This window comes from Bradyrhizobium sp. USDA 4474 (assembly GCF_054057515.1).
The window spans coordinates 2,764,125-2,777,201 of the sequence record NZ_JBSRZJ010000002.1; the positions used below are offsets into that span (position 1 = coordinate 2,764,125).

Genomic DNA, 13,077 nt, shown 5'->3' on the forward strand with positions numbered 1-13,077 from the left:
AGATGTTTTCTTTACCCGTCTCGAATAATCCTGAAAGGCGCAGTATCCGTTCCTGTGGAGCCAACGAAAACGCAGACGATTTTAGCGATCTGAAACCGAATGACCGGTTCGCCGTTCATTGGTTCGATCGGCAGGGTTTCGCTCATGAACAGCTTCGATCTCGCGGTCTATGCCGCGTTGGCAATCGCGATCGGCTTCGGCTTCAAAACCGGCCTGCTCCGCAGCGCCATGACCATTCTCGCCTATCTCCTTGCCGCCCCGATCGCGGTCTCGCTGATGCCGATGATTGCGCCGCAGATTGCGGGCAATCCGCATGTCCCGCTGGTCCAGAGCTGGATCTGGTTCTTCGGCATCTTCGTGGTGGTCGGCATGTTGCTTGGATATATCGGTCGCTTCGTCCTGGACGACACCATCCGTGACGCCGGGATCGGCGACCGCCTCGGCGGCGCCGCGCTCGGCGCCGTCAGGGTCGGGCTTGTCGCGACCTCGCTGGTGCTGGTGTTCGACCAGATCGTGCCGGCCAATCGCCAGCCGCCCTTCCTCGCGGGCTCGCATCTGCGGCCGTTGTTCTCGGCGGTCGGGCAGATGGGCTTCAAGTCACTCCCTCCAGAGGCGGCCGAGGCAATCGATCGCCTCAAGCAGGAGCGGCGCATCTGATCGTCGGGCACCATCCTTTCGGAAAACCCACAGGATTTCGGATCATATCTGCGCATTTGCATCGCCAAGCGCCGCGCCATGCATTTTGACGCGGGCCCGTCCCTTATCAGGGGCACCGCAGTTGGCTAGAGTGCCGCCATCCAAAAACTTTGCCTGACACCATGGGAGTGAAACAGTGGATCTTGGGATCAAAGGTCGCCGCGCCATCGTCTGCGCATCCAGCAAGGGCCTCGGCCGCGCCTGCGCTTTCTCGTTGGCCGACGCCGGCGTTGACGTCACGCTGACCGCACGCGGCGCCGAGGCGCTGAAGAAGACGGCGGACGAAATCCGCAAGGCCTTTCCCGCGGTGAAGGTCACCGAGATCGTCGGCGACATCACCACGCCAGCCGGCCGCGAGGCCGTGCTGAAAGCCTGCCCCGAGCCCGACATCCTCATCAACAATGCCGGCGGCCCGCCGCCCGGCGATTTCCGCAACTGGACTCGCGACGACTGGATCAAGGCGATCGACGCCAACATGCTCACCCCGATCGAGTTGATCAAGGCGACCGTCGACGGCATGATGTCGCGCAAGTTCGGCCGCATCGTCAACATCACCTCGGCGGCGGTCAAGGCGCCGATCGACATTCTCGGCCTCTCCAACGGCGCGCGCGCCGGCCTCACCGGCTTCATCGCCGGCCTGTCGCGCAAGACCGTGATCAACAACGTCACCATCAACGGCCTGTTGCCGGGCCCGTTCGAAACAGATCGCCTGACCAGCACCGCGAAGGGCGAAGCCGACAAGCGTGGCGTCACGCCGGCGCAGATCCTGGCCGAGCGCGCCAAGCTCAATCCGGCCGGCCGCTTCGGCCAGCCCGACGAGTTCGGCTATGCCTGCGCCTTCCTCTGCGGCGCCAAGGCCGGCTTCATCACCGGGCAAAACATCTTGCTCGACGGCGGCGCTTTCCCCGGCACCCTGTGAGAGCTTGATGCTGTCACCGCTCCCGCTCGCGGGAGAGGTGACAGCAGAACGCGCTATGACGCCGGCGTGGTTCGCTCGTCGGTCCAGCTTATGCCGAGCTCGTCCATGCCGTCGGCGAGCAGATCACCGAGCATCGGCTCGCCCAGCAGATATTGCACCACTTCGCGCCGCGGCGCTTTGTATCCGGCGCGGGCCTCGATCGCCCGGCTACGCAGATCGTCCCACTCGTCCACGTTGCCATCGCCGCGGCCGAGCCACATCAGCGTGACGAGGTCAAGTTGCTCGTCTTCGTTCAGCGCCCGGATGAATCCAGTGAGCTCGGCTGCGACCGGGTCGGAGGCCGTGTCCTCCAGCACGTCGATTTCGTCGTCATCGGTGGCATTCGAGCCGGAATCCTCATCGGTCGCGGATTCCTTGACGTCGAATTCGCGGGCCTTCTCGATGATAAAGGCGATCTTGTCGGCAGAAATGGCAAGCTCTGGCATGGGTTTCCCCTCAGCTCGTGGCGTGACTGATTTCAGGTTCCCGAGACAACGCGGCATCACGGCAGATGATCCATTGCGTTCGACGGCGCGACGCCGCATCTTTCGCGAAAGCAAGAAATGAGGGACGCCCGATGCAGTGGAAGGTCGGCAGGGTCAAGATCACCCAGGTGGTCGAGATGGAGACAGTCGGCTCGACCCGGTTCATCCTGCCGGCCGCGACCAATGATGAAATTCGGAAGCTTCCCTGGCTGATCCCACATTTCGCCACCGAAGAAGGCCGGCTGAAAATGTCGATCCATTCGCTGGTGGTCGAGACGCCGACGCGGCGCATCGTGGTCGACACCGGCCTTGGCAATGACAAGCAGGGCCGCGGCGTCCCGACCTGGAATAACCGCAACACGCCGTTTCTCGAAACCATGATCGCAGCCGGCTTTCCGCCTGAGAGCATCGACACCGTGCTATGCACGCATCTTCACGTCGATCACGTCGGCTGGAACACGAAGCTGGTCGGGAGCAATTGGGTGCCGACGTTCCCCAAGGCGCGCTACCTGTTCGGCAGGACCGAATATGAGTATTGGCGCGACTATACGGCGGAGCCGGACAAGGTCGCGGTGTTCAAGGATTCCGTAAAGCCGATCGTCGATGCGGGCCTGGCCGAACTGATCCGGAGCGACCACCGGCTCTGCGAGGAGATCAGCCTGATCCCAACCCCGGGCCACAGCCCGGGCCACGTGAGCGTCGTGATCGAATCCGACGGCGAACAGGGGCTGCTCGGCGGCGACGTCGCCCATCACCCCTGCCAGATGGCGCATCCCGACTGGTGCTCCGTCGTGGACAGCGATCCCGCCGGGGCGGTCGCGAGCCGCTACAAGGTGTTCTCGCGCTTTGCCGATACGCCGACATTGGTGATCGGCGGGCATTTCTCGGCCGGACATGTCCGGCGGGAGGGCGATGCGTTCCGGTTTGTAGCGTTGGGACGATAGGGTTCGTGGCCCACCCACCCGCGAATGAAGGGCTGCAATGCACGCCTTTTCGGCGGTTGAATTTCCCGCGGCCCTGTTCCATGAAGCTGTTCAACCGATCAGTCCACTCAGGGAGAGACGAGAATGAAGCTTGTTCGTTACGGCGAAAAGGGTGCGGAAAAGCCCGGCCTGATCGACAAATCCGGCCAATTGCGCGACCTGTCGGCGCATGTGAAGGATCTGACCGGCGAGACCTATTCGCCTGACAGCCTCAAGAAGCTCGCGGCCATCGATCCCGCCTCCCTGCCCGCCGTCTCCGGCAAGCCGCGCTTCGGCGCGCCCGTCACCGGCATCTCGAAATTCGTCGCCATCGGCCTCAATTACAGCGACCACGCCAAGGAGACCGGCGCGGCCATCCCGACCGAGCCGATCATCTTCATGAAGGCCAACACCTCGCTGTCAGGCCCGAACGATAACGTCGAAAAGCCGCGCGGCTCGACCAAGCTCGACTGGGAGGTCGAGATCGCGGCCATCATCGGCACCCGGGCCAAATACGTCTCGGAAGCCGACGCGCTGAACCACGTCGCCGGCTATTGCGTCTGCAACGACGTTTCCGAGCGCAACTTCCAGACCGAGCGCCTGGGGCAGTGGACCAAGGGCAAGTCGCACGACACATTCGGCCCGCTCGGCCCCTGGCTCGCCACCAAGGACGAGATCAAGGACGTGCAGAACCTGTCGATGTGGCTCGACGTCAACGGCCAGCGCCGCCAGACCGGCTCGACCAAGACCATGATCTTCTCGATGGCCAAGTGCGTCTCCTACGTCTCGCAGTTCATGACGCTGTTGCCGGGCGACATCATCACGACCGGCACCCCGCCCGGCGTCGGCCTCGGCATGAAGCCGCCGACCTTCCTCAACGTCGGCGACGTCATCACGCTCGGCATCGAAGGGCTCGGCGAGCAGCGTCAGGAGATCGTGGCGGCGTAAGGCTGCGCTCTCTCCTCGTCATTGCGAGGAGCCCGCGACAAAATTGCGAAGCAATTTTGCGCTGGCGACGAGGCAATTCAGACTATTTCCACGGAAACGGACTGGATTGCTTCGCTTCGCTCGCAATGACGAACGCCGATCATCCCGCAGGACAATTTCCCATGAAACTCTCCTTCTCCCCCGCCTCGCCCTTCGCCCGCAAGGTGCGCATCGCCGCGATCGAGCTCGGGCTGATCGACAAGATCGAATTCACGCCGGCAACGGTCACGCCAGGCACGGTCAACGAGGACTATTCGAAGATCACGCCGCTGAAGAAGCTGCCGGTGCTGATCACTGATGACGGCGACGTCATCCTGGATTCCTACGTCATCGTCGAATATCTCAACGAGATGGCCGGCGGCAGCCTGATCCCGGATTACGGTGCGCGGCGCTGGAAGGCCAAGACCAATCATTCGCTCATCAACGGCATGCTCGATTCCATGCTGCTGTGCCGTTACGAGAAGATGGTGCGGCCGCAGGGCCTGCAATGGCAGGCATGGTCGGATGACCATTGGAACCGGGCCTGGACCGGCATGGCGCGCTTCGAGAATATGCCCGAGGTGCTGAACGGCCCGTTCGACATTTCGCAGATCGGCCTCGTCTGCGTGCTCGGCTACGCCGACTTCCGCTTCGCCGATTGCGGCTGGCGCAAGGCCTATCCGAAACTCGACGCCTTCCACCAGAAGATGCTGGAGCGACCTTCGGTGAAGATCTCGGTGCCGCCAGCGGCGTAGTGGGAACAGGCGGGGAGAATGACGGTGCGCGATCGCTTCTCCCGCCTCACAAGCCTCAGTGCCCGCCTCGTGCTCGCGCTCTCCGTCTCGGCCACCAATCTATGGGCGGCGAGCATGCCGCCTGGACCGACCGATCAGTCCGGAGCGCCTGCAGCGATCGAGGATGGCTGGGAGATCGCCTCGCCCGACAATATCGGCATGGACGCCGCGAAGCTTTGCACCATCGCCGCACGACTCGCACAGCGGGCAACCGCGGTCCATTCGGTCGGCGTCATCAGGCATGGCAAGCTCGTCTTCGAGCAATATTTTCCTGGTTACGACCAACCCTGGGGACAGCCCGACGGCCAGCACGAATTCACCGCAACGACGAAGCACGACATGCGCTCGGCAACCAAGAGCGTGACCTCGCTGCTGGTTGGAATCGCGATCGACCGCAAGCTCATCGCAGGCGTCGATGAGCCCGTCCTGAAATTCTTCCACGACTACGCAGCGGTGAAGCAGCCGGGATGGGACGCCATCACGCTGCGCCATCTGCCGCCGCGCAATACGGCCAACCGAAGGAAGGCCTGGCCGCGATCGACATTCTCACCAATCTCGTCATGCCATCCGTGCGCGACGCGCGCTGATCACGAAGGAAAGCGAGCATGAGCCTGAAATATTCGGTCGGCGATCTCACCATTCAGCGCGTCATCGAGCAGGAGACGTCGTTCGTCCCGGCGCTGGAGATGCTGCCGGGATTGACGCCCGAGGTGCTGGCCGAGAACCGAAATTGGATGCGGCAGGCACGCGCGCTGGATGAGCAGGACGTCCTGATGCTCTGCTTCCAGTCCTATGTGGTGAAGACGCCGCATCACACCATCCTGATCGACAGCTGCATCGGCAACGACAAGCCGCGACCCAATCGTCCGAAATGGAACATGAAGACTGACGACACATATTTGCGCGCACTCAATGCCGCCGGGGTCTCGGTTGATGACATCGATTTCGTGATGTGCACGCACCTGCATGTCGATCACGTGGGCTGGAACACGCGGCTGGAGAACGGCCGCTGGGTGCCGACCTTCCCCAGGGCGCGCTACCTTTTCGCCAAGCAGGAATACGACCACTGGTTCGAGCAGAATGCGACGACGGCGATCCCGCCCTTCGTCGATAGCGTGCTGCCGGTGGTCGACGCCAACAGGCATGAACTGGTCGGCAATGATCACCAGATCGGCGACCACGTCCGCGTCGTGCCGACGCCTGGCCATACGCCCGGCCACGTCGCGATCGCGATGGGACGCGGCAAGGACGACGCGGTGTTCTCCGGCGACCTCATGCACTCGCCGTTGCAGACGCTTTATCCGGAGCTGTCGATCAAATTCGACGTCGATCCGGTCAAGGCGGCCACGACGCGCCGCAGTTTTCTGGAGCGCTATTGCGACACCGACACGCTGTGCTGCACCGCGCATTTCCCTTCGCCCTCGGTCGGCAAGATCAAGCGCAAGGGCAGGGCGTTCGTGTGCGCGGCTGTTTAGCCAGATGCCGTAGGTAGACAGAAACGATGACAACACTCCCTGATATCCCCCTGCCCGCCGGTATCCGCTCGCGCTATGTCGAGGGCATCAACGGCTTGCGCATGCATGTGCTGGAAGCCGGCTTCGAGACCAAGGGCCGACCCTGCATCCTCTTGCTGCACGGTTTTCCGGAGCTCGCCTTCTCCTGGCGCAAGGTGATGCCGGCACTCGCGGCTGCAGGCTATCACGTGCTCGCGCCCGACCAGCGCGGCTATGGCCGCACCACCGGATGGCGAGCGGATTACGACGGCGATCTCACGCCGTTCTCGCTCCTGAACCTGGTGCGCGACGCGCTCGCGCTGGTATCGGCGTTCGGCTACAAGCAGGTCGATCTCGCCGGACACGATTTCGGCAGTCCGGTCGCGGCCTGGTGCGCGCTGATCCGGCCCGACGTGTTTCGTTCGGTGACGCTGATGAGCGCGCCCTTCGGCGGAGCACCGGCGCTGCCGTTCGGCACAGCCGATGCACCGGCCAAGCCTCCGGTCGAAGACCCCGTGCATCGCGAGCTCGCCGCGTTACCGCGCCCGCGCATTCACTATCAATGGTATTATGCGACACGCCCGGCCAATGCCGACATGCTGCATGCACCGCAAGGTGTGCACGATTTCCTGCGCGCCTACTATCATCACAAGAGCGCGGACTGGGCCGGCAACGAGCCATATCCGCTGAAATCATGGTCGGCGGACGAACTCGCCAAGCTGCCGACCTATTACGTGATGGACCTCGGCAAGACGATGGCCGAGACGGTTGCGAAGGAAATGCCCTCGCCCGCCGCGATCGCGGCCAACCAATGGCTGCCGGACAGCGATCTCGCTTTCTACAGTGCCGAATATGGCCGCACCGGATTCCAGGGCGGACTGCAATGGTACCGTTACGTAACCTCAGGCATGCTCAACGACGAGATGCAGCTGTTCTCAGGCCGCAGCATCGACGTCCCCTCCTGCTTCATCTCCGGCAAACAGGATTGGGGCACCTATCAGCGCCCCGGCGTTTTTGAGGACATGCAGGGGCGAGGCTGCACGAAGATGCTCGGCTGCCATCTCGTCGATGGCGCCGGCCATTGGGTGCAGCAGGAGCAGCCGGCCGAGGTGAGCACCCTGTTGTTACAATTTCTCTACCGCACCGCAACAGCCTCTTTCGGCTGAAGCGACGCCATGCTCTCGCCACGAGGGATTAATCTGCGGTTCAGGGAACATCCGGCAACATCTGACGTTGCGAGATACCGGAATTGGATCCGGCGACCATGGAGAACGACATTGGACAAGAAGATCGCCGGGTTATTGGGAGCCGTGGCAACGCTCGGAACGCTCGGCACCGCCCAAGCGGCGCCTGCACCGACGGACGTCCTACAGGCGAATTCCTACGCCGATTTGCTGGAGCCGATCGCAAACGCCGGCGCCATTCTGCAAGCCATCGATGAGGCGCCCCGGCCAAAAGCCAACGAAAATGTTCAGGTGGCTCAATTCTACCACCACCACCATCATCACCATCATCACCACAGCTTCTATCGGCGCTATCGCTATTACGACGACGCGCCGGTCGTGGTGGTGCCGCGCTATCGCCGGTATTATCACCACCATCATCACCACCATCATCACCACAGCTTCTATCGCCGCGACTACTGAAGGCGCGACGTCAGCAATGAGACGAACAGGACCTCCGGGTCCTGTTTTGCTTTCGGTGGCCGAAAACCGGGAAATTCAAGCAGAATCGGCATCAGCGCCGGAACACTTATTCCAGACGAAGGAATGCCCCAGGGCCAGAAACGTCATCCGCCCTGTTCGTTGCGAGCCTTGTCCTTTGCCGCGCGGTGCAGGTGGCGGTAAGTGCCGTCGAACACCGTATCCGACGACGAGGTCCACTCGGTCCCGGCCGCTAGTTTGGGCCGATTGTGGTAGATGCGGCGCGCCTGCAGCTCGCGCTCTGCCGCTTCCTCTTCGCCCATGTGCTCGAGCTCGAAATTGGCTTCCTCGGGAATGACGATGATTTGCGCGAAGGGCTCGTTCGGCCGGAAGACGTGGGTTCGGCCCTCCGCCGGGGCCTTGAAGACGCAGAAGAACATCATAGGCCACCAATTGCGGATCAGCGCAGGGACGGCGATCGGCACCGTATCAGTCGGATCCGTGTAGAATCGCGGATGCGGCTCGGTACGAACCGCCAGGCCTTTTTCGACCTTCAGATCGAGCAGTATCTGATAGGTGTAGAAGGCATCACCAAATCTGCGAAACGGCGGCCATTCCGCGCCACCTTCAGGCGGTTCACCCCAATCGGCCTCGAGCAGCAAGTGTCCGTCTTTGGTCGTGACGTGAAGCTCGAAATCATACGGATAGAACAGCTCGATGCCGTATTGCGCACCCTCGGAAAAAGGCACGCAATGCCAGACCTGCTCTCGCGAACCATCCGCACGAGGCTCTCGCTTGCCGGCCCACCCGGGGATTTCGAGCTTGGTGCGCCGCGGTGCCAGCCGCGGATTGTTGAGACGAAACTTGACCTTGTCCATCGTTCACCCGTCCAGCCACACTTGCAAAGTTTCGAAGCCGTAAGCCGGGCCCCGTCTCAATGCATTGAACTAACATTGTCACGGCCCTTCGGATGCAACCGTTTGCGCAGGAGGCGTGAATTGACCCTGAACGAATCGCGGCCTATATGCGTTTAGAACAATTCTAAACTACCCAAACGGGTGATCAGGTGAAGAGCTTTGCTGATTTGACCGAGCGCGAGGTGCTTGCGGTCGCGATTGCCTCCGAGGAGGAGGACAGCCGCATCTATATGAGCTTCGCCGAGGACCTCCGGGAGCGCTACCCCGATACCGCCAAGATATTTGAGGAAATGGCCGAGGAAGAACGCGGACACCGGCACCGCCTGCTGAAGCTCTACGAAGAACGGTTTGGTGCGCATCTGCCGCCGATCCGCCGCGAGGACGTCAAAGGCTTTCTGCGCCGGCGCCCGATCTGGCTGACCAAGAACCTGCCGCTCGACACGATCCGGAAAGAGGTTGAGACCATGGAGCTCGAGGCCGAGCGCTTTTACGCGCGGGCCGCCGAGCAGGCCGAGGATGTCGGCGTGCGCCGCCTGCTCGGCGATCTCGCCGAGGAAGAAAAACATCACGAGAACCGCGCGGTCGCGCTCACCGACGAGATCTTGAAACCCGATGTGCGCGCGGAGGAAGACCGCACGCGGCGGCGGATGTTCGTGCTGCAATATGTGCAGCCGGGCCTTGCCGGCCTGATGGACGGTTCGGTCTCGACCTTGGCACCATTGTTCGCGGCGGCTTTCGCCACGCACCAGAACTGGCAGACGTTTCTCGTCGGCCTCGCCGCCTCGATCGGCGCGGGCATCAGCATGGGCTTCGCGGAAGCGCTGTCAGACGATGGTTCGCTGACGGGACGCGGCTCGCCCTGGCTGCGCGGCCTCACTTGCGGCGCGATGACGACGCTCGGCGGGCTCGGCCACACCATGCCCTATCTTGTGCCCGACCATTGGGCCAACGCATTCTGGATCGCGACCGGAATCGCCGGCATCGTCGTGTTCTTCGAATTGTGGGCGATCGCCTTCATCCGCGCGCGCTATATGGATACGCCGTTCCTGCAGGCCGTCTTCCAGATCGTGCTCGGCGGCGCGATCGTGCTGGCGGTGGGGATCTTGATCGGTGCGGCCTGAGGCGAGCGGGATGAAGCGGAATCTTCCATACACTGCGCTCGCAAGCCTCCTGGCCGTATTGGTCGTGTTTGCCTCGAACGCACACGCCACCGACGAGATCCAGGTCTACAACGCCGGCATCGCCGAGGTCGGCCAGTTCACGATCCAGCAGCACCTCAATTATGTTGCGCTCGGACAGAAAGACCCGCCATTTCCCGGCGGCTTTCCGTCCAACCACAGCCTCAACGGCACGCCGGAATTCGCCTACGGCATGACCGACTGGTGGGAGCTCGGGCTTTATCTGCCGTTTGCCGTGCAGGACCAGCAGTTCCTGTCCGACGCTTTCAAGCTGCGCACGTTGTTCGTCTCGCCGCATGCCGAGCAGCGGAATTTCTTCTATGGCGTGAATTTCGAGCTGAGCTACGAAATGCCCAAATTCGCGCAGACACGATGGGGGCTGGAGATCCGCCCCATTATCGGCATGCGCAACACGCAATATGAGTTCATCGTCAACCCGATCGTGGATATCGGCTTCGGCCGCAGGGGCGAAGTCGATTTCGCACCCGCCGCCCGCTTGGCGCGTAACTTCGGCAACGACGTGTTCGCCGGCTTCGAATATTACGCCGACTTCGGCGAGATCGGGAATTTCAGCAAGCTCCCCGAACAGCAGCACATGCTGTTTGCCGTCACCGACTTCAAGGCAGGCGTGTTCGATGTGAACTTCGGCGTCGGCTACGGGTTGACCCCGGCGTCCGACCGGCTCGTGGTCAAGACCATCATCGGCTACGCCTTCCCGGTGCCGGGGCAGGCAACGGACGCCAGCACGCGGATGAGCAGTGGGCCCTTCAACCCGTTCGTTCATTCCGCAGCGCGAAACTTCCAGCCCTGATCGGTGCGATATTCAACGGCAGTCAACTCATGACCACCCACCTTCGATACGGCGCACCTGCCAAAGTCTTCCACTGGCTCATCGTCGCACTGCTCGCGGTGCAATACCCGATCGGCTGGTTCATGCCGGACATCCATCGAGGTATGAATCCAGGCGCCGGCATGACGTTCCACGTCTCGACCGGAATTACGATCCTGGGGCTCACGGCGCTCCGTTTTCTCTGGCGTCTCACCCATCCCGTCGCACCCGAGAGCTCTCTTCCTGCCTGGCAGCGCATGTCCTCCGAGGCGGTCCACTGGCTGCTCTACGCGCTGGTGCTGGCGACGACGGTCTCTGGCTGGCTGTTCGCGTCGTTCCGCGGCTGGTCCGTATCGTTCTTCTATCTCGTGCCGTTGCCGATGCTCGCGTCCGACAATGCGGCGGCCGGGCGGACCATTGACGGCCTCCACCAGGCCATGGAATGGGCGTTGCTCGTCACCATCGGCATTCACATCGCGTCCGCGCTCGTACATATCTTCATCTATCGCGACCGCGTGATGGAGCGAATGCTGCCCGGATGACATCCCAGACAGATCAACCACGATCAAACGGCGGTTGCGGCATGGGATAAAACTGCGCATCATTCCTCAGTGAAGCGCAGGAGCATGCCGTGGCGAGATCGGAATGGAGTTTCAAGAGCGCGGTCGAGCTGTCGGCCGCATTAAAGGCGAAGAAGGTTTCTTCGGTCGAGCTCACGCAGGATGCGATCCACCGCATCGAACGTCACGACGGCAAGGTCAACGCGATCTGTGTCCGCGATTTCGACCGGGCGCTGGACGCCGCACGCGACGCTGACGCCGCCTTAGCCCGCGGCGAGCGGAAACCGCTGCTCGGCCTGCCCATGACGGTGAAGGAATCCTACAATATCGCCGGCCTGCCCACGACCTGGGGCAATCCCGCGCACAGGGACTTCATTGCCAAGGAAGACGCGCTGCCGGTCACGCGCGTGAAGGACGCCGGCACCATCGTGCTCGGCAAGACCAACGTGCCGCTCGCGCTCGCCGATTGGCAGAGCTACAATGACGTCTACGGCACGACCAACAACCCCTACGATCTCGGCCGCACGCCCGGCGGATCCTCCGGCGGCTCCTCTGCGGCGCTGGCCGCGGGCTATGGTCCGCTCTCGATCGGCTCCGACATCGGTGGCTCGCTGCGCGTGCCGGCGTTCCATTGCGGCGTCTACGCGCACAAGCCGAGCTTCGATCTGTTGCCATCGCGCGGCCATACGCCACCGCCTGCTGCGCCGCTGGCCTATGAGCGCGATCTCGCGGTGATCGGCCCGATGGCACGGAGCGCCGGCGATCTATCCTTGCTGCTCGACGTCATGGCCGGCCCCGATCCGCTCGAGAACGGCAAGGCCTACCGGCTCGAACTGCCTGCCGCGCGTCACGGCTCGCTGAAAGAATTCCGTGTCCTCGTGATTGACACCGATCCGGTGCTACCGACCGACGCCGCCGTGCGCGGCAGCATCAACACGCTCGCCGACAACCTCGCCAGGGCTGGTGTCAAGATCGAGCGCAGCAGTCCGCTGCTGCCGGATTTCGCGGCGTCCTCGCGCCTCTATATGCGGATGCTGCTGTCGTTCCTCGGTGCTAGCTTTTTGCCCGAATTCTACGACGGCGCAGTTGCAGCAGCAGCCAAATTGCCGGCCGACGACAACAGCCTGCAGGCCGAACGCCTGCGCGGGATCGCGCTCAGCCATCGCGATTGGCTGATCGCGCGCGGCGGCCGCACGCGGCTGCGCGCGCAATGGCACGAGCTGTTCAAATCCTTCGATGCCGTGATTTGCCCGATCATGCCGACGCCGGCTTATCCTCACGATCACTCGGAAGATCAGGAGCAGCGCCGCGTCGTGATCGACGGCAAGGAGCACGTCTATACCGACCAGCTCGCCTGGCCCGGCATCGCGACCTTGCCGGGCCTGCCCTCGACCGCGATTCCGACAGGCTTTGCCCCGGATGGACTACCGGTCGGCGCCCAGATCGTCGGCCCGTGGCTGGAAGACCGCACGCCGCTGAAGCTCGCCGAGCTGATCGAACGCGATTTCGGCGGCTTCGTGCCGCCGAAGATGTTTGAGGATTGACGTTCGCCCGCGCCCGTCGTCGAGAGCGCAGAGCCTCGTCCGCGCTTCGTGG

At 62.8% G+C, this 13,077-nt stretch carries 15 protein-coding genes; 13 read left to right on the forward strand and 2 right to left on the reverse strand.

Annotated features, from left to right (window positions below; all coding sequences use genetic code 11):
* Positions 1-144 precede the first annotated feature (144 nt).
* Positions 145-657, forward strand: coding sequence for a CvpA family protein (locus ACVW16_RS14940; RefSeq protein ID WP_456737094.1), 513 nt, complete (start codon positions 145-147; stop codon positions 655-657).
* Positions 658-832: 175 nt separating this feature from the next.
* Entirely contained in the window at positions 833-1,615 is a 783-nt protein-coding gene (locus ACVW16_RS14945; RefSeq protein WP_456737093.1) for an SDR family oxidoreductase, read from the forward strand.
* A gap of 53 nt (positions 1,616-1,668) precedes the next feature.
* On the opposite strand, the gene ACVW16_RS14950 is transcribed toward ACVW16_RS14945, so the two are convergent.
* Positions 1,669-2,100 carry a DUF3775 domain-containing protein gene (locus ACVW16_RS14950; protein WP_456699943.1) on the reverse strand — a complete coding sequence of 144 codons (432 nt, stop codon included), beginning with the start codon at positions 2,098-2,100 and terminating at the stop codon, positions 1,669-1,671.
* 131 nt (positions 2,101-2,231) lie between these two features.
* On the opposite strand from ACVW16_RS14950, the gene ACVW16_RS14955 reads away from it, so the two are divergent.
* From ACVW16_RS14955 to ACVW16_RS14985, 7 genes are all read left to right on the forward strand, one after another.
* Positions 2,232-3,083, forward strand: coding sequence for an MBL fold metallo-hydrolase (locus ACVW16_RS14955; RefSeq protein WP_456737092.1), 852 nt, complete (start codon positions 2,232-2,234; stop codon positions 3,081-3,083).
* A gap of 123 nt (positions 3,084-3,206) precedes the next feature.
* Positions 3,207-4,049 (forward strand): fumarylacetoacetate hydrolase family protein, encoded by an 843-nt coding sequence (locus ACVW16_RS14960; RefSeq protein WP_456737091.1) that lies wholly within the window; start codon positions 3,207-3,209, stop codon positions 4,047-4,049.
* A gap of 161 nt (positions 4,050-4,210) precedes the next feature.
* Entirely contained in the window at positions 4,211-4,822 is a 612-nt protein-coding gene (locus tag ACVW16_RS14965) for a glutathione S-transferase family protein (RefSeq protein WP_456737090.1), read from the forward strand.
* Positions 4,823-4,840: 18 nt separating this feature from the next.
* The gene (locus tag ACVW16_RS14970; protein ID WP_456737089.1) at positions 4,841-5,470 is read left to right on the forward strand and encodes a serine hydrolase; all 630 of its coding nucleotides are present in this window, start codon (positions 4,841-4,843) and stop codon (positions 5,468-5,470) included.
* Positions 5,467-6,336, forward strand: a complete 870-nt coding sequence (locus tag ACVW16_RS14975) for an MBL fold metallo-hydrolase (RefSeq protein ID WP_456737088.1) — start codon at positions 5,467-5,469, stop codon at positions 6,334-6,336. The genes ACVW16_RS14970 and ACVW16_RS14975 overlap by 4 nt, the downstream gene beginning before the upstream one ends.
* A 26-nt stretch (positions 6,337-6,362) precedes the next feature.
* Positions 6,363-7,520 (forward strand): alpha/beta fold hydrolase, encoded by a 1,158-nt coding sequence (locus ACVW16_RS14980; RefSeq protein ID WP_456737087.1) that lies wholly within the window; start codon positions 6,363-6,365, stop codon positions 7,518-7,520.
* Positions 7,521-7,631: 111 nt separating this feature from the next.
* Complete coding sequence (locus tag ACVW16_RS14985) at positions 7,632-8,000, forward strand: hypothetical protein (RefSeq protein ID WP_456699949.1); 369 nt, start codon at positions 7,632-7,634, stop codon at positions 7,998-8,000.
* Between the two features lie 143 nt (positions 8,001-8,143).
* Here the strand turns inward: ACVW16_RS14985 and ACVW16_RS14990 are convergent, their stop codons facing one another.
* Entirely contained in the window at positions 8,144-8,875 is a 732-nt protein-coding gene (locus tag ACVW16_RS14990) for a hypothetical protein (RefSeq protein ID WP_456699950.1), read from the reverse strand.
* A 188-nt stretch (positions 8,876-9,063) separates the two neighbouring features.
* Here ACVW16_RS14990 and mbfA point away from each other — a divergent pair, with 188 nt between their 5' ends.
* The 4 genes from mbfA (at position 9,064) to ACVW16_RS15010 (ending at position 13,025) form a co-directional block, all read left to right on the forward strand.
* The gene (gene mbfA, locus ACVW16_RS14995; protein WP_456699951.1) at positions 9,064-10,035 is read left to right on the forward strand and encodes an iron exporter MbfA; all 972 of its coding nucleotides are present in this window, start codon (positions 9,064-9,066) and stop codon (positions 10,033-10,035) included.
* 10 nt (positions 10,036-10,045) lie between these two features.
* Positions 10,046-10,903 (forward strand): hypothetical protein, encoded by an 858-nt coding sequence (locus tag ACVW16_RS15000; RefSeq protein WP_456737086.1) that lies wholly within the window; start codon positions 10,046-10,048, stop codon positions 10,901-10,903.
* A 29-nt stretch (positions 10,904-10,932) separates the two neighbouring features.
* Entirely contained in the window at positions 10,933-11,463 is a 531-nt protein-coding gene (locus ACVW16_RS15005) for a cytochrome b (protein WP_456737085.1), read from the forward strand.
* Positions 11,464-11,552: 89 nt separating this feature from the next.
* Entirely contained in the window at positions 11,553-13,025 is a 1,473-nt protein-coding gene (locus ACVW16_RS15010; RefSeq protein ID WP_456737084.1) for an amidase, read from the forward strand.
* Positions 13,026-13,077 lie beyond the last annotated feature (52 nt).